This window comes from Streptomyces tyrfis (assembly GCF_037034285.1).
Taxonomy (GTDB): domain Bacteria; phylum Actinomycetota; class Actinomycetes; order Streptomycetales; family Streptomycetaceae; genus Streptomyces.
In genome coordinates this window covers 46,890-64,262 of record NZ_JBAGJZ010000035.1, presented here as the reverse complement: position 1 = coordinate 64,262, position 17,373 = coordinate 46,890, and the positions used below count along the sequence as shown (strand labels likewise).

At 73.1% G+C, this 17,373-nt stretch carries 13 protein-coding genes; 8 read left to right on the top strand and 5 right to left on the bottom strand.

What is annotated here, in order from left to right; all coding sequences use genetic code 11:
* Window positions 1-4 precede the first annotated feature (4 nt).
* The 3 genes from WA762_RS24665 (at window position 5) to WA762_RS24655 (ending at window position 2,935) form a co-directional block, all read left to right on the top strand.
* Window positions 5-520 carry a cysteine dioxygenase gene (locus tag WA762_RS24665; RefSeq protein ID WP_335938444.1) on the top strand — a complete coding sequence of 172 codons (516 nt, stop codon included), beginning with the start codon at window positions 5-7 and terminating at the stop codon, window positions 518-520.
* Window positions 521-641: 121 nt separating this feature from the next.
* The gene (gene cofD, locus WA762_RS24660; protein WP_335938443.1) at window positions 642-1,598 is read left to right on the top strand and encodes a 2-phospho-L-lactate transferase; all 957 of its coding nucleotides are present in this window, start codon (window positions 642-644) and stop codon (window positions 1,596-1,598) included.
* Entirely contained in the window at window positions 1,595-2,935 is a 1,341-nt protein-coding gene (locus WA762_RS24655; protein WP_335938441.1) for a coenzyme F420-0:L-glutamate ligase, read from the top strand. Before cofD ends, WA762_RS24655 begins: the two co-directional genes overlap by 4 nt.
* 243 nt (window positions 2,936-3,178) lie before the next feature.
* Here the strand turns inward: WA762_RS24655 and WA762_RS24650 are convergent, their stop codons facing one another.
* The 3 genes from WA762_RS24650 to WA762_RS24640 form a co-directional block, all read right to left on the bottom strand.
* Window positions 3,179-4,252 (bottom strand): DNA-3-methyladenine glycosylase family protein, encoded by a 1,074-nt coding sequence (locus WA762_RS24650; RefSeq protein WP_335938439.1) that lies wholly within the window; start codon window positions 4,250-4,252, stop codon window positions 3,179-3,181.
* A 162-nt stretch (window positions 4,253-4,414) separates the two neighbouring features.
* The gene (manB, locus tag WA762_RS24645; RefSeq protein ID WP_335938437.1) at window positions 4,415-5,506 is read right to left on the bottom strand and encodes a mannose-1-phosphate guanylyltransferase; all 1,092 of its coding nucleotides are present in this window, start codon (window positions 5,504-5,506) and stop codon (window positions 4,415-4,417) included.
* Between the two features lie 202 nt (window positions 5,507-5,708).
* Window positions 5,709-7,031: a peptidoglycan recognition protein family protein gene (locus tag WA762_RS24640; RefSeq protein ID WP_335938479.1), complete on the bottom strand. Its 1,323-nt coding sequence runs from the start codon at window positions 7,029-7,031 to the stop codon at window positions 5,709-5,711.
* Between the two features lie 725 nt (window positions 7,032-7,756).
* Here WA762_RS24640 and WA762_RS24635 point away from each other — a divergent pair.
* The 4 genes from WA762_RS24635 to WA762_RS24620 all read left to right on the top strand — a co-directional run bounded on the left by WA762_RS24635 (window position 7,757) and on the right by WA762_RS24620 (window position 13,767).
* A complete protein-coding gene (locus tag WA762_RS24635) occupies window positions 7,757-8,512 on the top strand; it encodes a TIGR03089 family protein (protein WP_335938435.1) in 756 nt (251 codons plus the stop codon).
* 180 nt (window positions 8,513-8,692) lie between these two features.
* Complete coding sequence (locus tag WA762_RS24630; protein ID WP_335938434.1) at window positions 8,693-9,955, top strand: LCP family protein; 1,263 nt, start codon at window positions 8,693-8,695, stop codon at window positions 9,953-9,955.
* Between the two features lie 223 nt (window positions 9,956-10,178).
* Window positions 10,179-11,996 carry an LCP family protein gene (locus WA762_RS24625; protein ID WP_335938432.1) on the top strand — a complete coding sequence of 606 codons (1,818 nt, stop codon included), beginning with the start codon at window positions 10,179-10,181 and terminating at the stop codon, window positions 11,994-11,996.
* A 49-nt stretch (window positions 11,997-12,045) separates the two neighbouring features.
* A complete protein-coding gene (locus WA762_RS24620) occupies window positions 12,046-13,767 on the top strand; it encodes an LCP family protein (protein WP_335938478.1) in 1,722 nt (573 codons plus the stop codon).
* 166 nt (window positions 13,768-13,933) lie between these two features.
* Here WA762_RS24620 and WA762_RS24615 read toward each other — a convergent pair whose 3' ends face one another.
* On the bottom strand, window positions 13,934-14,947 hold the full coding sequence (locus WA762_RS24615; protein ID WP_335938430.1) for a glycosyltransferase family 2 protein: 1,014 nt from the start codon (window positions 14,945-14,947) through the stop codon (window positions 13,934-13,936).
* Between the two features lie 185 nt (window positions 14,948-15,132).
* Here WA762_RS24615 and WA762_RS24610 point away from each other — a divergent pair, with 185 nt between their 5' ends.
* Window positions 15,133-16,641, top strand: a complete 1,509-nt coding sequence (locus WA762_RS24610; protein ID WP_443080663.1) for an LCP family protein — start codon at window positions 15,133-15,135, stop codon at window positions 16,639-16,641.
* A gap of 143 nt (window positions 16,642-16,784) precedes the next feature.
* On the opposite strand, the gene WA762_RS24605 is transcribed toward WA762_RS24610, so the two are convergent.
* On the bottom strand, window positions 16,785-17,333 hold the full coding sequence (locus WA762_RS24605) for an acyl-CoA thioesterase (protein WP_335938428.1): 549 nt from the start codon (window positions 17,331-17,333) through the stop codon (window positions 16,785-16,787).
* Window positions 17,334-17,373 lie beyond the last annotated feature (40 nt).

The following is a 17,373-nucleotide window of genomic DNA, read 5'->3' as shown; positions in this document are numbered from 1 at the left end:
TTCCATGAACAGCGACAGCGACCTTCAGATCGCCGGCGACCTCCTTGAGGTCCAGCACCTCCTCCAGCCGGCCCGCGAGCACCCGGCCACCGTGGCCGAGTTCGCCGGACTCGCCCGCGGCATCGCCGCCGACCGCGCGCGGTGGGCGCCGCTGGTCCGGTACGACGCCACCACCCGCTGGTACCACCGGCTGCACACCGGCCCCGGTTACGAGGTCTGGCTGCTGAGCTGGCTGCCGGGCCAGGGCAGCGGACGCCACGACCACGGTCCGTCCTCCGGGCTGCTGACCGTCCTGGAGGGCCGGCTGACCGAGCACACCGCACGCGCCTCGCGCGCGCTGGACCCGGGGGCGCAGCGGGTCTTCGCGCCGGGCTATGTGCACGAAGTGCTCAACGACTCCCTCGAACCGGCCGTCAGCCTGCACGTCTACTACCCGGGCCTGACCGAGATGCCGATGCACACGGCGCGCTGCGCCGCGGCCGCCCCCGTGGACGTGGACGCGGACGCCATACCGGCCTGACGCCCGACAGTCCCACCCGTCACCCGCCACCACCCCACCAACGACAGGCTCCGCCCGACAGTCCCACCCGTCACCCGCCACCACCCCACCGCCGACAGGCTCCGCCTGACAGACTGTGGGCATGCGCATTGTGGTTCTGGCCGGCGGTATCGGTGGTGCTCGTTTTCTGCGTGGCCTCAAACGGGCCGCGCCCGACGCGGACATCACGGTGATCGGCAACACCGGTGACGACATCCATCTGTTCGGTCTGAAGGTCTGCCCCGACCTCGACACCGTGATGTACACCCTCGGCGCGGGCATCGACGAGGAGCAGGGCTGGGGCCGCGCCGACGAGAGTTTCCACGTCAAGGAGGAGCTCGCGGCGTACGGCGTGGGGCCCGAGTGGTTCGGCCTCGGCGACCGCGACTTCGCGACGCACATCGTCCGTACGCAGATGCTGGGCGCCGGCTACCCGCTGAGCGCCGTCACCGAGGCGCTCTGCGCCCGGTGGAAGCCGGGCGTCCGGCTGCTGCCGATGTCCGACGACCGCGTCGAGACGCATGTCGCCGTCGATCTGGACGGCGAGCGCCGGGCGATCCACTTCCAGGAGTACTGGGTCAGGCTGCGCGCCTCGGTCGAGGCACAGGCGATCGTGCCGGTCGGCGCCGAGCAGGCCAAGCCCGCCCCGGGGGTGCTGGAGGCCATCGCGGAGGCCGACGTCGTCCTCTTCCCGCCGTCCAACCCGGTGGTGTCGGTAGGGACGATCCTGGCCGTGCCCGGCATCCGGGAGGCGATCGCGGAGGCCGGGGTCCCGGTCGTGGGCCTCTCCCCCATCGTCGGGGACGCGCCGGTGCGCGGGATGGCGGACAAGGTGCTCGCCGCGGTGGGCGTCGAGTCGACGGCGGCCGCCGTGGCCACGCACTACGGTTCCGGGCTGCTCGACGGCTGGCTGGTCGACACGGTGGACGCCGGGGCGGTCGACGAGGTGGAGGCGGCGGGCATCCGCTGCCGCTCCGTGCCGCTGATGATGACGGACGTGGACGCCGCGGCGGAGATGGCCCGGCAGGCCCTGGCCCTGGCCGAGGAGGTACGGGCATGAGCGACGCCCGTGCCGAGGACGCCTCCCCGGCCCCCGCCTACCGGGTCTGGGCCCTGCCCGGCATGCCCGAGGTGCGGCCCGGCGACGACCTGGCGAAGCTGATCGCGTCCACCGGGCCGGGACTGGCCGACGGCGACGTCCTGCTGGTCACGTCGAAGATCGTGTCCAAGGCGGAGGGCCGGATCGTCGAGGCCGCCGACCGGGAGGCGGCGATCGACGCCGAGACGGTACGGGTGGTGGCGCGGCGCGGCCTGCTGCGGATCGTCGAGAACCGGCAGGGCCTCGTCATGGCCGCGGCCGGCGTCGACGCCTCGAACACCCCCGCCGGGACGGTGCTGTTGCTGCCCGAGGACCCGGACGCCTCGGCGCGCGCGATCAGGGACGGGCTGCGGGACACCCTGGGCGTCGAGGTCGGGGTCGTCGTCACGGACACCTTCGGGCGTCCCTGGCGCAGTGGACTCACTGATGTCGCGATCGGGGCGGCCGGCGTCCGGGTGCTGGACGATCTGCGGGGCGGGACGGACGCGTACGGCAATCCGCTCGGCGCGACCGTGGTCGCCACCGCCGACGAACTGGCCGCCGCCGGCGACCTGGTCAAGGGCAAGGCGTCGGGGCTGCCGGTCGCGGTGGTGCGGGGGCTCGGCCATGTCGTGGACCCGGCGGACTCGCCGGACTCGGCGGGCGGGGCCCGGGCGCTGGTGCGCGGCGCCGCCGACGACATGTTCCGGCTCGGCACCTCGGAGGCGGTGCGGGAGGCGGTCGCCCTGCGGCGCACGGTGCGCGAGTTCACCGACGAGCCGGTGGACCCGGGCGCGGTGCGGCGGGCCGTGGCGGCGGCGGTGACGGCGCCCGCGCCGCATCACACGACGCCGTGGCGGTTCGTCCTGCTGGAGTCGGAGGAGTCGCGGACCCGGCTGCTCGACGCGATGCGGGACGCGTGGATCGCGGACCTGCGCCGGGACGGGAAGAGCGAGGAGTCGATCGCGAAGCGGGTGCGGCGGGGCGATGTGCTGCGCCGGGCGCCGTATCTGGCGGTGCCGTGCCTGGTGATGGACGGCTCCCACACGTACGGGGACGAGCGGCGGGACACCGCGGAGCGCGAGATGTTCGTGGTCGCGGCGGGGGCCGGGATCCAGAACTTCCTGGTGGCGCTGGCGGGCGAACAGCTCGGCTCGGCGTGGGTGTCGTCGACGATGTTCTGCCGTGAGGTGGTGCGCGAGGTGCTGGAGCTGCCGGATTCCTGGGACCCGCTGGGCGCGATCGCGATGGGCCGGGCGGCGGCCGCGCCGGCGGCACGGGCCGCGCGCGACCCGGAGGAATTCCTGACGGTGCGCTGAGACGGGGTGCGCCGAGGCGGGCGTGCGGGCGCGGGCAGTGCGGGCGGGGGCCAGGGGCGTACGCGGGACGGACGCGGCGGGGCCGCGTGCGCCGGAGCGGCGCCGGGGCGTGGGCAGGTTCGCCGCACTCCAGAGCGTGCGCCGGGCCGCGTGCGCCGGGCCGGGGCCCGGGCGTGCGCAGGTTCGCCGCGCTCCGGGGCCTGTGCCGGGTCGCGCCCCCGCGTGCGCCGGAGCGGCGCGGGGTCACAGGCGGGCGATGTCGCCCGGGGTCATGCGCGGGGCCCGGCGGGGCGGGACGCGGCCGGAGAGCAGGATGAGCCGGGTGGCCCGGTGGCGCTGGCCCTCGTAGGGGGCGAGGAGGGCCAGCATCTCCTCGTCGTCGGCGTGCCGGTTGTCCGCCAGGGCGTGGCCGACGATGGCCGGGAGGTGGAAGTCGCCGACCGTGACCGCGTCCGCCGCGCCGTTCGATCGCTGGAGGGTCTCGGCGGCGGTCCAGGGCCCGATGCCCGGCACGAGTCGCAGCCGGGCCATGGCCTGCGGAAGGTCCATGCCGGCCGCCTCCTCCAGGCGGCGGGCCACCCGCACCGCGCGCAGGACGGTGGCCGAGCGCTTCGCGTCGACGCCCGCGCGGTGCCATTCCCAGGACGGGATCAGCGACCAGGTGCGGGCGTCCGGCATGACGTACAGGCCGAGGGCGGCGAACGCGGCGTCGTCCGCCGGGCCGGGCGCCGGGGTGCCGTGCGCGCGGACCAGTCGGCGCCAGGCCCGGTACGCCTCGTCCGTGGTGACCTTCTGTTCCAGCACCGACGGAATCAGCGACTCCATGACCAGGCCGGTACGCACCAGGCGCAGCCCGGGACGCCGGTGCCGGGTGATCGCGAGCAGCCGGTGGCGGGGACGGAAGGCGTCCGGGTCGTCCTCGGCGCCGAGCAGGGACGGGAGGCGGTCCAGCAGCCAGGACGCGCCGGTTCCCCAGGCCACCGCCTCGATCCGGCCGCCCCGGGCCGCGATGCGAAGGGTGCCGGGGCCCTCGGGGGTGCGGCTGGTCCGCCAGGCCGCGCCGTCCGGGGTGAACCGGAAGGTGGGGTCGGCGGGGCCCCGGCGCAGCGGGCCGAGGACCAGGCGCGGGTCGAGCGGGCCGGGCGGGGTCCAGTCGCGGGTCAGCGCGCTCTTCGCCGCGGATGTCGAGGCCGCCGTTCCCGTCGTTCCCGCCGGGGCCGTCGTTCGCACCGGAACCGCCGGGCCCGTCATTCCCGCCGGGCGCGGGACGGCCGCCCGCGCCGGTTCGGCGCGGTGGGGGGCGAAGCGTCCTGCCACGGGTGAGGTCCTCGTCGTCGGGGGTGCCTGACGAGGATAAGCACGAAAAGCGGCCCGGAAGGACAGCGGCCCCGCCCAAAGACCCTGGCGCCCCGCCCCGGGGACCCGGCGCCCGCCCGTCCCGGGATCCCGGCGTCGCGGCCGCGGGCCCCGGGCGCGTGGTCATTCGTCGGACGAGAAGCGCACCGCCGCGTCCGGCAGGACCGCCCCGCACCAGATCCGCACGCCGCCCAGCAGTTCGTTGTCGGCGCCGACCCGCGCCCCGTCCCCGATGACCGCGTCCTCGACCACCGTACGGCTGCCGATCCTGGCCCTGGCCCCGACCAGCGAGTCCGTGATCACGGCCCCGGGTTCGACCACCGCGCCGGCCAGCACCGCGGACCCCTCTATCCGGGCCCCCGCGCCGATCAGCGCACCCTCGCCGACGACCGTGCCGCCGGTGAGTTTGGCGTCGGCGGCGACGGTGGCGCCGGCCAGGACGAGCTGCTCGCCGCACCGCCCGGGGACGGCCGGCGACGGGGCGCGGCCGAGGACCAGGTCGGCGGAGCCGCGTACGAAGGCCCGCGGGGTGCCGAGGTCCAGCCAGTAGGTGGAGTCGACCATGCCCTGGAGATGGGCGCCGGAGGCGAGCAGTCCGGGGAAGGTCTCGCGTTCCACGGAGACCGGGCGGCCGGCCGGGATGGTGTCGATGACCGAGCGGCGGAAGATGTACGCCCCGGCGTTGATCTGGTCGGTGACGATCTGTTCGGGCGTCTCGGGCTTCTCCAGGAACGCGGTGACCCGGCCGGTGTCGTCCGTCGGCACGAGGCCGAAGGCGCGCGGGTCCTCGACGCGGCTGAGGTGGAGGGAGACGTCCGCCCCGGAGGCGGTGTGCGTGGTGACCAGGGCCCGGATGTCGAGCCCGGTCAGGATGTCGCCGTTGAAGACGAGCACGGGGTCGTCGGCCCCGGCGGTGAGCCGGGACGCGACGTTGCGTATCGCCCCGCCGGTTCCCAGCGGTTCGCGCTCGGTGACGTACTCGATGTGCAGACCGAGCTTCGAGCCGTCCCCGAAGTACGGTTCGAAGACCTCCGCAAGGTACGAGGTCGCGAGCACGATGTGCTCGACGCCGGCGGCGCGGGCGCGCGCCAGCTGGTGCGTCAGGAAGGGGACGCCTGCCGCCGGGACCATGGGCTTGGGCGTGTGCACGGTGAGCGGGCGCAGCCGGGTGCCCCTGCCGCCCACCAGGAGGATCGCTTCTCTTGCCTGTGTCACAGCGCTGACTCTGCTTCCTGGTGGGGCCCGGCCTCGTTCGGCTGGCCAGTGTATGCAGACCGGTTCGGCCGCATCCGCTTCGGTGTGTCCGGCGCCGGCCGCGACCGGTCCCGCCGGTCGTGCCGGGCCCGGCCGGTTCGCGGCGGTCCGGTGCGACCGGCGGCGGTACGCGACGCGCCGCCGCCGGTCCGAGCGGCTTCCCTCAGCGCCCCTGCAGTCGGGCGGAGCTGGTGCGGGCCGAGCCGAGCTTCTGGTAAAGACGCGCTCCGGGGCATTCGGTTGCGAAGCCGTCCCGATGGCCCGAGATGACGTTGAGTCTGACCTTGGACCCCTTCTTGAACTTGTTCCCACCGCCCGAGACGAGCGTGGTCCGCCCGCGCGGGTCGGCGCCGAACAGGCCGAGCTTCCACGCGGTGAGCCTGGCGACGGCGTCCACCGCGGCGGCGGAGGGGTTGGTGTCGCTGAAGGTGCCGAGCACCGCGATGCCCATGCTGTCGGTGTTGAAGCCGAGCGTGTGCGCTCCCAGAACAGGTTTCGTCACGCCTCCCGCCCGCCCTTCGTAGATGTTGCCGCACTTGTCGACGGCGAAGTTGTAGCCGAAGTCGCGCCAGCCGCTGCTCTTGACGTGATAGCGGTAGATGCTGCGGAGCACCGCGGGCGCTTCGGCGCAGGTGTAGTTGTTGCCGGTGGCGCTGTGGTGGATGAAGGCGGCCTTGACGGTCTTGGTGTAGACGAAGGCGCGCTCCCTGAGGCTCTCGTCGGCCCCCCAGCCCTTGCGGGTGATGATGCGCGGCCGGGGGCCGATGTACGGCTGGGCGCCGGGCGCGCGTCCGCTCTCCGCCTCGCTGCGCGCCTCGGTCTCCGCCTTACCGAGGGCGGGGAGCACCCCGGACACGTCCCACGGACCCCGGCCGACGAGGGCGTCCGCCATGGCCCCGACGGCTCCGACGGCGTTCATGACACCGCTCGGGGAGCCCGCGGCCCCCACGGCGTCGGCGAGATCCGGGACCCGCGGGGGCTGCGGGGCCTGCGGGGTCTGCGGGGGCTCCGGGACCCGCGGGGTCTGCGGAGTCTGCAGGGGCGCCGGGGCGGCCTCTCCGGGGGCCTTGCCCGGGTCGACGAGTTCAAGGCGCAGGCCGGTGGGAAGCGGTGCGGCGGGGGCCGTCCGGTCGTGCGGGTCGGTGGCCCCGGGGCGTACCCGTACCGCGACGCCGTCCGAGCCGCCGACCCAGAGCGGGGCGGTCGAGCCATGGACACCGGCCGACTCGCGCTCGGTGGTCCCGGGGTCGGCGGCGTGCTCGGCGTTGTGCGTCTCCAGGTCCTGCCAGTCGGACCAGCGGCCGGTGCCGAGGGCGCGGGTACGGACCTGCACGGTCCCGTGGAGTTCGGCGTCCGGGTCGTTCCATACGACGCCGACCAGGGAGAACGGCCGGACCGCGCGTTCGGTCAGCCCCTGTTCGGCCCCGCCCGCGGTCCTGGCCGGGTCGCCGGTGGCCGGGCCGGAGGGGTCCGCCAGCGGCCCCATCGGCAGGGACTGCGTCGAACCGGACACCCCGGCGGACCCGGCCGACGCATTGGACTTGGCGGCATCGGCGGCTCCGGAGGCCCCGTCCGCCCCGGAGGACTCGGAGGGCCCAGTGGAATCCGCCGTCTCAGCAGATCCAGCGGACCCGGCAGACTCGTCTGACTCGTCTGACTCATCAGACCCGGCGGACCCGGCGGACCCGGCAGGCCCGGCAGGCCCGGCAGGCCCGGCAGGCCCGGCAGGCCCGGCGGGCCCGGCAGGCCCGGCGGGCCCGGCGGGCCCGGCGGGCCCGGCCGTCACCGCCGAGTCATTGGCCGGATCGTCGGTCGGGCCCGTGGCGGCCCCGAAAGCAGGAGCGACCCGGGAAGAAGGAGCGGAAGCCGGAGCGGCCCCGGAAGCAGGAGCAGCCCCGGAAACAGAAGCGGCCCCGGAAACAGAAGCGGCCCCGGAAGCAGGAGCGGGAGCAGGCGTACGGGCGGCGGGGGCGGAGGACGCGGACGCGGACGCGGCACCCGCCGGCCCGGCCGACGGCAGCGCGAGCACCGCCGCGCAGGCGACGCCGATCGAGGAAGCAAGGAAGGCACGCATGCGAATAATCCTGGGCATAATCTGACAACTCCGGCTACCGGTGTCCCGCCGGACAACTGACGGCCCGTCTGCCGAACCGGTGTAAGCCGCCTCCGGCCCACCTCCCCGACACGCCGTCGCCGCGTACGCTTGCGCGGATGAACGCCACCGACCGCACCCCCGCCGACCTGCTGCGTTCCGCGCTCGCCGCGGACCCGGCCCGCCCCTTGATCACTTTCTACGACGACGCCACCGGAGAGCGCGTGGAACTGTCGGTGGCCACCTTCGCCAATTGGGTGGCCAAGACCGCCAATCTGCTCCAGGGCGACCTCGCCGCCCAGCCCGGCGACCGGCTCGCCCTGCTGCTGCCCGCGCACTGGCAGTCGGCGGTGTGGCTGCTCGCCTGCTCCTCGGTCGGCGTGCTCGCGGACGTCCAGGGTGACCCGGCCGACGCCGATCTCGTCGTCAGCGGCCCGGACACCCTGGACGCCGCCCGCGCCTGCACCGGCGAGCGGATCGCGCTGGCACTGCGCCCGCTGGGCGGCCGGTTCCCGCAGCCGCCCGAGGGCTTCGCGGACTACGCGGTCGAGGCGCCGGGCCAGGGCGACCGGTTCGCCCCGTTCGTCCCCGTGGACCCGGACGCGCCCGCGCTGGCGGTGGGCGGAGTCGAACTGACGGGGGCGCAGCTGGTGGCGCGGGCCCGCGAGGACGCGGACCGGCTCGGGCCGGCCGCCGCCGGGCCGCGGGTGCTGACCGGGTGCGGGTACGACAGCTGGGAGGGCCTGAGCGCGGGGCTGTTCGCACCGCTGGCCGCCGGCGGGTCCGTGGTCCTCTGCCGTCACCTGGAGCGCTTGGACGAGAGCGGGCTGGCGAAGCGCGTCGAAACCGAACGGGTCACCAACACCGTGGTATGACAAGAGCTCTGATAGTCACTCATCCGGCCCATACCGGGTCGAGTCCCCAGGACTGCTCGTCAACTCCGGTACATGATCGGCGGTACGGCCCACCCGGGACACAACCAAGCGTGAGGTTCAGCCGTCTACTTCTGCGACCGGCGGCCCAGCGCGCCGCCGAACGTGAAGGATGGACCAGACGTGAGCGAAAGCGCCGGCCCGCCGGGTGACTCCGACGACCCGGGCACGTCCCCGGGCGCGTCGGGCGCCGGGGACGCCTCCGGCCGCGGTCCCGGGAACGCCCCCGGGGCCGCGGCGGCGCCCGCCGGGCACCGGCGGCACTGGCTGCGCTGGACCGCGCTCGGCGCCTCGCTCGTCGTGCTGACCGCCGCCGGCGTCGGCTGCTGGCTGTACCGGAAGCTCGACGCCAACATCAGGACGGACACCTCGGCCGCCGCCGAGCTGCGGACGTACGAGCGGGAGCGGCCCCGCACGGTGGTGCACGACGCGGAGAACATCCTGCTCATCGGCTCCGACAGCCGGGCCGGGGACAACCGCGAGTACGGTCGCGACGACGGCGGCAGCCAGCGTTCGGACACCACGATCCTGCTGCACCTGGCCGCGAACCGGGAGAGCGTCACCGCCATGTCGCTGCCGCGCGACCTGATGGTGGAGATCCCGGTCTGCCACCGACCGGACGGCACGGCCACGAAGAAGCAGCTGGCCCAGTTCAACTGGGCCTACCAGTTCGGCGGCACCGCCTGCACGATCCGCACGGTCGAGAAGCTGACCGGCATCCGGATCGACCACCAGATGGTCGTCGACTTCCACGGGTTCAAGGACATGGTCGACGCCGTCGGCGGGGTCGAGGTCTGCCTCCGGAAACCGGTCGACGACCCCGACGCCAGGCTGAAGCTGCCCGCCGGACGCCAGAAGCTCGACGGCGAGCAGGCGCTGGGGTACGTACGGGCCCGCAAGTCCATCGGCGACGGCAGCGACACCGAGCGGATGGACCGCCAGCAGCAGTTCCTGGGCGCGCTGGTGAACAAGGTGCAGAGCAACGGGGTCCTGCTCAACCCGGCGCGCCTGTACCCGGTGCTGGACGCGGCCACCAAGTCGCTGACCACGGACCCGGGGCTGGACAACCTGGAGGACCTGTACGACCTGGTGCGCGGGCTGCGCGACGTGCCGACCGACCGGGTGCAGTTCCTGACCGTGCCCCGGAAGCCGTACGCCCTCGACCCCAACCGGGACGAACTGGTCCAGCCCGACGCCGCCCGGCTCTTCGGCCGGCTGCGGGCGGACACCCCGGTCGCGGTGGTGCCGGCGGACCGGCTCGGGAGTGAAGACGGGAAGAACAACGGGAAAAACAATGCCTCTGCCGATACACCGGGCGCCGCCGGACCGAACCCCACCCCCACCTATTCGGGCAACAACGCGGCGACGGATCCATGCCGGCAGTAAAGCAATTCTCAAGCAGAAGCCGGTGATCGGCGTGTAATGACCAGAATGACCAGGTGTAAGGACCGTGGAATTTGTCACGCGCGTCGCTCGACGCCGAACTGGGCCGATAGTGTGACGCGATCCGGTGCTCCCGGCCATCCGGCCGCGCACTTCCGGAGCGAAAGATCGGGCGCCTGACCGGGGCAGGCGCCCCGCGTGGCACCGACGGAGGACTCAAACAACCGTGGATGCGCAAAGCCGTGGGCGGGCGGAAGAATTCGACCCCGCAGACCAGTGGGTTCTCAACCCGGAAACCGGTGATTACGAACTGCGACTGAATCATTCCGGAGGGGATTCGTCGGCCACCGCTCCCCCGGTCTCGGATCCGCGCGTTCCCCGGAGCAGAGAGGCCTCGCACGGCGAGGACGGCGCCGGCCTCGAGGCGGGCGGCTCGCGCCGGGGGCCGTCCGGCGAGGGGCAGGGGCACGGTTCCGAACCGCGCCGCGAGGTGCCGGGGCAGCGCGGCCGCCGTTCCGCGGGCGGCCCGCGCGGCAGGGACGCCGCCTCCGCCGCCGAGGCGGGGGGCCGGCGCGGCCGCAAGGCGTCCAAGGCCTCCAACAAGGCGCGCCGCAAGAAGGTCCTGCTGTGGACGGGCGGCTCGATGGCCTTCGTGCTGGTCGGCCTGTCGATCGGCGGGTACGCGCTGTACCAGCACTTCAACGGCAACCTGAACACGATCGACGTGGGCTCGGCCGGCAACAAGAACGTCTTCGACAACGACGCCCCGGTCAATATCCTGATCATCGGGACCGACAAGCGCACCGGCAAGGGCAACGAGGGCTACGGCGACAAGGGCAGCGTGGGCCACGCCGACACCAACATCCTCTTCCACGTCTCCAAGGACCGCACCAACGCGACGGCGCTGAGCATCCCGCGCGACATGATCGTCGACATCCCGGAGTGCAGGACCAAGCAGCCGGACGGCTCGGAGAAGGCCATCCAGGGGACGTCGAACGTCCGCTTCAACGAGAGCCTCGGCCAGGAGGACCGCGACCCGGGCTGCACCATGGAGACGGTCAAGCAGATCACCGGCCTCCAGGTCGACCACTTCATGATGGTCGACTTCAACGCGGTCAAGGAGCTGTCCACCGCGGTCGGCGGCGTCCAGGTCTGTCTGGCCAAGCCGGTCAAGGACAAGGACTCGCACCTGGACCTGTCGGCGGGCGAGCACCGCATCCAGGGCGAGGACGCCCTGGCGTTCGTACGGACCCGGCACAGCTTCGGCAACGAGAGCGACCTGGACCGGATCAAGGTCCAGCAGCAGTTCATCGGTTCGATGATCCGTCAGATGCAGTCGGACGACACCCTGACCAGCCCGACCAAGCTGTACAAGCTGGCGGACGCGGCGACCAGGGCGCTCACCGTCGACTCCGGCATCGGCTCGGTGACGAAGCTGACGGCGCTGGCCCAGGAACTCGGCAAGGTCAACACCAAGAACATCACCTTCGTGACCGTGCCGGTGGTGGACAACCCGGCCGAGAAGGTCCGCGCCACGGTCGTGCCGGACTCGGCCAGGGCCGACGCGTTGTTCGCCATGATCCGCGACGACGTCTCCCTGACCGAGGTGAACGCGCAGAAGAAGAAGGCCAAGAGCGAGCAGGACGCGCTCCTCAAGGGCCCCAAGGCCGCCGCGGCCGACGTACGGGTCGACGTCTACAACGGCGGCGACATCCCCGGAGCCGCGCAGGCGACCGTCGCCTGGCTCCAGAACGACCACGGCGTGCTCAAGTCCACCAACAAGGCCAACGCTCCGGCGAAGCTCGCGAAGACGACGCTGGAGTTCGCGCCGAACCAGGCCGACCAGGCCCGTGCCCTGGCCGACATGATGGGCCTGCCCGCCGCCGCGCTCAAGCAGGGCACCGCGGACGCCGAAGGGCTCCAGGCGATGGTGCTGACGCTGGGCCGCGACTTCCGGGGAGCGGGCATTCCCGTCACGGCGCCGAGAAAGGCGCCGGACGGCATCCAGCAGGCGAACGCCGCCAAGGCAGAATGCGCCAAGTGACACCGGGTCACCGCGCCACACCACGACGTTGAGCAGCAGGGGGGTCCCGGTGGGACGGAGCAGCACACCTGGCGAGGGGACGCGACCGCAGGTCGGCGACGCCGGCCGACTCGGCTGGGACGAGAGCCTCTACGAGGACGGGCTGCCGAAGGGGCCGGACTCGGGCGCCGGGGCGACGAGGGCCGACGCCCCGGAGAGCGGCGCCCCGGGGTCCGGTTCCCCGAAGGCCGCCGCGCCGAGGGCGGCCGGTCGCCGGGGCGGCGGCAGGGCGAAGCGGCGCGGCGGCAAGCGCAAGCGCCGGGTGCTGCGCTGGAGCGCCACGGCGCTCGCGGTGTTCATACTCGGCGGCGCGGGGGCCGGATACCTCTACTACGAGAACCTCAACAGCAACCTCAAGAAGGAGGACCTGACCCTCGGCGACAAGAAGATGGCCGCTCACAAGGCCAACGCCGCCGGTCAGACCCCGCTGAACGTCCTGCTCATAGGCTCGGACGCGCGGGACTCCAAGGAGAACCAGAAGCTCGGCGGGGGCAGGGACACCTTCGGCGCGCCGCCTCTCGCGGACGTGCAGATGCTGGTCCACGTCTCCGCGGACCGCAGCAACATGTCGGTGATCAGCATGCCGCGCGACACGCTGCTGAAGATCCCGAAGTGCACCGACTCCAAGACGGGGCGCGTCCACCCTCCCTCCGCCGGACTGAAGATGACCAACGAGACGCTCGAGCGCGGCGGTCCCGGCTGCACCGTGGCCGCCTGGTACGAGCTCACCGGCATCACCATCGACCACTTCATGATGATCGACTTCTCCGGCGTGGTCTCGCTGGCCGACGCGATCGGCGGCGTCCCCGTCTGCGTCGAGGGAAACGTTTACTCCCATACGAGCGCAGGCAAGGGCTCCGGGCTGAAGCTGGCGAAGGGCACCACGAAGATCAAGGGGAAGCAGGCCCTCCAGTGGCTGCGGACCCGTTACGGCTTCGAGGACGGCACGGACCTCGGCCGTACCCATGCCCAGCACATGTACATGAACTCGATGGTCCGCGAGCTGCGCAAGGGCACCAAGCTCAGCGACCCGCTCAAGCTGGACAAGCTCGCCCGGGCGGCCACCGACGCGCTGACCGTCGACAAGGGCATCGAGAGGGTCGACCAGCTGTACGACCTGGCGGAGGAGTTCAAGAAGGTCCCCACCGACCGCATCACCATGACGACGATGCCGAACGTCTACGGGACCGGCATAAACAAGGAACGGGTGCTGCCGAAGCCGGGCGACGCCGACCAGCTGTTCCAGATGGTCCGCGACGACATCCCGCTCGACGGCAAGGCGTCCAAGCGCAAGGCGCCGGCCGCCAAGAAGCCCACCGCGCCCATCGCCGAGATACCGGTCACCGTCCGCAACGGCACCCGCACCGACGTCGCGTACCCGGTGAAGGGCCGCGCCTCGGACGTCAAGGAGCTGCTGGTCGGCAAGGGCTTCGCCGAGACCTCGGTCGACGCGCAGTACAGCGAGGCGGCCGCCCGGACCGGAATACTCTTCCCGAGCGTGGACATGGAGGGCAACGCCCAGGCCGTCGCCAAGGCCCTCGGCATCCCGCTGGCCTCGGTGAAGAGGTCGACCGACGTCACCGCCATCACGCTGACCGTGGGGGCCGACTGGCGCGAGGCCGGGGAGTATGCCGCGTCCGCCAAGAAGGAGAAGACCCCGGAGAGCGCCCGCGCCCTGAACGGCGACGACGAGGGCGCCTGCATGAAGATCCAGCCGGGCTTCGGCTGGTAGACCCGGCCGGGCTCCGGCTGAGGGAATCGGCCGGACGCCGGCTGAGGGAACCGGCCGGCTCCGTGGCCCGTCCCGGCGGCCGGCTCGGCCCGTCCCACGCCGGGCCGGGCGCGTCCCGCGTCGCGGGCCCTCCGGCGGACCGGAGGGCCGCAGGCCGTACCGGGGGCTACGCGGTGACGGCCGGGCGGCGGCTGGCGATGACCTTCTTCGCCAGCGCGCGCGGGCTGGTCAGGAAGCCGTACCCCCACGACATGTGCATGGTCGCCAGGGCCACCGGGATCTGCGCCCGCGCCTTCAGGGACAGGCCCTTGCCCGCGGGCAGGGACCCGGCGACGATCGCCGCGACGTATCCGGCGGGCACCACGAGGGCCCACGGGGTGACGGCCGCCCCGGCCACCAGGCCCGCGGCGATCGCGCAGACGGCGGTGGGCGGCGCCAGGTAGCGCAGGTTGATCGAGCCGGAGTGGTAGCGGGCGACGACGTGCCGCCAGCGGCCGTAGTCCTTGTACTGCTTGGCCAGCGCCCGGACGGAGGGCCGCGGCCGGTACTGCACCTTCAGCTCGGGCGAGAACCAGATCAGGCCGCCCGCCTCGCGGATGCGGTAGTTCAGCTCCCAGTCCTGGGCGCGGATGAACTCCACGTTGTAGCCGCCCGCCTTCTCCAGCGCCTCGCGGCGGAAGACGCCGAGGTACACGGTCTCCGCCGGGCCCGCCTGGCCCCCGGTGTGGAAGGCGGCGTTGCCGACGCCGATCCTCGACGTCATGGCCGCGGCCACGGCCTCCTCCCAGGCGTTCTCGCCCTCGGCGTGCATGATGCCGCCGACGTTCTGCGCCCCCGTCTCCTCCAGCAGGCGCACGGCCCTCGCGATGTAGTCGGCCGAGAGCATGCCGTGTCCGTCGACCCGTACGACCACGGGGTGGCTGGACGCCTCGATCGCGGCGTTGAGGGCGGCCGGGGTGCGGCCGGTCGGGTTCGGGACGGTGCGTACCCGGGGGTCCTCGCGCACCAGCTCCGCGGCGATCTCGTCCGTGCGGTCGGTGGAGGGGCCCAGCGCGATCACCACCTCCATCTCGCCCGCGTACTCCTGCTCCAGGATGTGCCGGACGGAGTTCCTGAGATGACGTTCCTCGTTGAGCACCGGCATGATCACGGAGACGGCGGGGTGCTGCGCGGCAGACATGGTGGTCCTCGGGTGGGCGGGGGTCCTCGGGGGCGCGAGGGGTTCGCACCCCGCCGGACAACGGTATTCGGCCGCCACGTTACCGCTAACGGGGGATGCGGAAGCGTGCCGCCGGGTCGCACCGCAGGCTGTTGATCATATGGGCCTACCGTACGAACGGTCCCCTCGCACCGCGGAGGTTCCCCGTGCCCACGCCGCACCCCTCCCCCCGTTCCCCGCGCCCCCGCCCCGCCCCGCCCCGCCGTGGGCGCGGGCCCGGCTCCGGCTCCGGCTCCGGCTCCGGCTCCGGCTCCGGCAGGCGGAACGCGCGGCCGCGCTGGGGCGCCCGGCTGGTGACCGGTCTCTCGGTCCTCGTCCTCGGCGCCGGGGGGATCGGTCACGCGGTGGTGACCGGCCTGGAGACCGGCATCGACCGGATCGACCCGTTCAAGGACATGAAGAACCGCCCACGGGGCGGAAACGGCACGAACCTGCTCCTGGTCGGCACCGACGGCCGCGACCGGATCACCCCGGACGAGAAGGAGAGGTACCGGCTGGGCGGCGCACCGTGCAACTGCACGGACACCGTGATGCTGGTCCATCTGTCGGCGGACAAGGAGCACGCGAGCGTCGTCTCACTGCCGCGCGACAGCTACGCCGAGGTCCCCGAGCACAGGGACCTGACCACCGGCCGCACGCACGCCCCGCACCCGATGAAACTCAACGCCGCCTACGCCGAGGGCGGCCCCGGGCTTACCGTGCGGACCGTCGAGCACCTCACGGGCGTCAAGATCGACCACTATCTGGAGGTCGACTTCACCGGCTTCATGAAGACCGTGGACACCCTGGGCGGGGTGGAGATCTGCACGGCCGCGCCGCTGAAGGACGCGTACACCGGACTCGACCTCGCCGCGGGCCGCCATGATCTCAACGGCGGGCAGGCGCTCCAGTACGTGCGCTCCCGGCATGTCGACGGGGCCTCCGACCTGGGGCGGATGCAGCGCCAGCAGAGGTTCCTGGCCGCGCTCATCAAGCAGGCGACCAGCAGCGGGGTGCTGCTGAACCCGGTGCGGTTCCGGGACGTGGCGTCGACGGTGCTGCGGTCGGTCCGGGCCGACAAGGGGTTCGGCACGGAGCAGATGCTGGAGCTCGGGCGCGCGATGCGCGGCTTCTCCCCCGCCTCGTCCGAATTCGCGTCCGTGCCGCTGGAGAACGTCTCCTACCCGGTCAAGGGCATCGGCTCCACGGTGAAGTGGGACGCCCCGAAGGCGGACCGGCTCTTCCAGGCGCTGCGCGACGACCGGCCGCTGGACCCGCACCGGACCGCGCGACCGGGGCCGACGGCCGTGCCGGTCGCCGTGGCCCCGGAGCGCATCCGCGTCCAGGTGTACAACGGGACCTCGAAGGACGGGCTGGGCCGGACCGTCGACGAGGCGCTGCGCGCCACCGGCTTCGACACCACCCGCACCCCGCTGAACGGGGATCGGGGCGAGCTCGCGCGCACCCTGATCAGCTACGACCCGCGCTGGGACCGGTCCGCGCGGGTGCTGGCCCAGGCGCTGCCCGGGGCGGAGCTGCGGGAGGTGACCGGGCAGGGCCCCCTGCTGAAGGTGACGGCGGGCGCGGACTTCGAGAAGGTGCGGCCGGTGCGGGCCGAGGAGACGAAGCGGGGCGAGTTCGACACGGTCACGGGCGACCAGGTCGCCTGTCCGTGACCGGTCCGCCTGTTCGTTCGTGACGGGATCCCTGTTCATGACCGGTCCGCCTGCTCGTGCCGAGACCCCTGTTCGTGACGGGTCAGCCCGCCCGTGACCGGTCCCGTCACGGCCGTCGTCCGAACGCTCCCCGCGGCGCGCGCTCAGTCCTCGATGCCCTCCGCGGCGCGCTTCTCGCGCAGTTCCCTGATCGCGCGGCGCCGGGCCAGCCGGTGGGTGCGCCGGATCTGCGCCTCCTGGTAGCGCCGCCTGTCCCGCTCGGTCTCCGGTATGACCGGCGGTACGGGGCGCGGTCTGCCGTCCGCGTCCACGGCGGTGAACACCAGGTACGCGCTGCCGACCTGCTGGGCGGGGGTCGACTCGTTCCACCGCTCGGCCATGACCCGGACGCCGACCTCCATCGAGGAGCGGCCGGTCCAGTTCACCTGGGCGCGGACGTGAACGAGGTCACCCACCCGCACCGGCTCCAGGAAGACCATCTCGTCCATCGACGCCGTGACCGCGGGCCCGCCGGAGTGCCGGCCTGCCACGGCGCCCGCCGCGTCGTCGACCAGTTTCATGATCACGCCGCCGTGCACCGTACCCAGCAGGTTCGTGTCGCTGCCGGTCATGATGTGGCTGAGGGTGGTCCGCGAAGCGGCGGTCGACTTGCCCGGAATGTCGCTCTCCGGGCGCGGGGACTGATCTGTCATACCACCCACCTTATGCGTGGCCTTCGGACCGGCCGCATTG

Excerpts from the sequence above, each read along its gene's own strand:
- cofD (WP_335938443.1), top strand. The coding sequence starts at position 642 with ATGCGCATTGTGGTTCTGGCCGGCGGTATCGGTGGTGCTCGTTTTCTG.
- WA762_RS24640 (WP_335938479.1), bottom strand. The coding sequence starts at position 7,031 with ATGGGGCCGCTGGCGGACCCCTCCGGCCCGGCCACCGGCGACCCGGCC.
- WA762_RS24615 (WP_335938430.1), bottom strand. The coding sequence starts at position 14,947 with ATGTCTGCCGCGCAGCACCCCGCCGTCTCCGTGATCATGCCGGTGCTC.
- WA762_RS24605 (WP_335938428.1), bottom strand. The coding sequence starts at position 17,333 with ATGACAGATCAGTCCCCGCGCCCGGAGAGCGACATTCCGGGCAAGTCG.
- WA762_RS24635 (WP_335938435.1), top strand. The coding sequence starts at position 7,757 with ATGAACGCCACCGACCGCACCCCCGCCGACCTGCTGCGTTCCGCGCTC.
- WA762_RS24655 (WP_335938441.1), top strand. The coding sequence starts at position 1,595 with ATGAGCGACGCCCGTGCCGAGGACGCCTCCCCGGCCCCCGCCTACCGG.
- WA762_RS24665 (WP_335938444.1), top strand. The coding sequence starts at position 5 with ATGAACAGCGACAGCGACCTTCAGATCGCCGGCGACCTCCTTGAGGTC.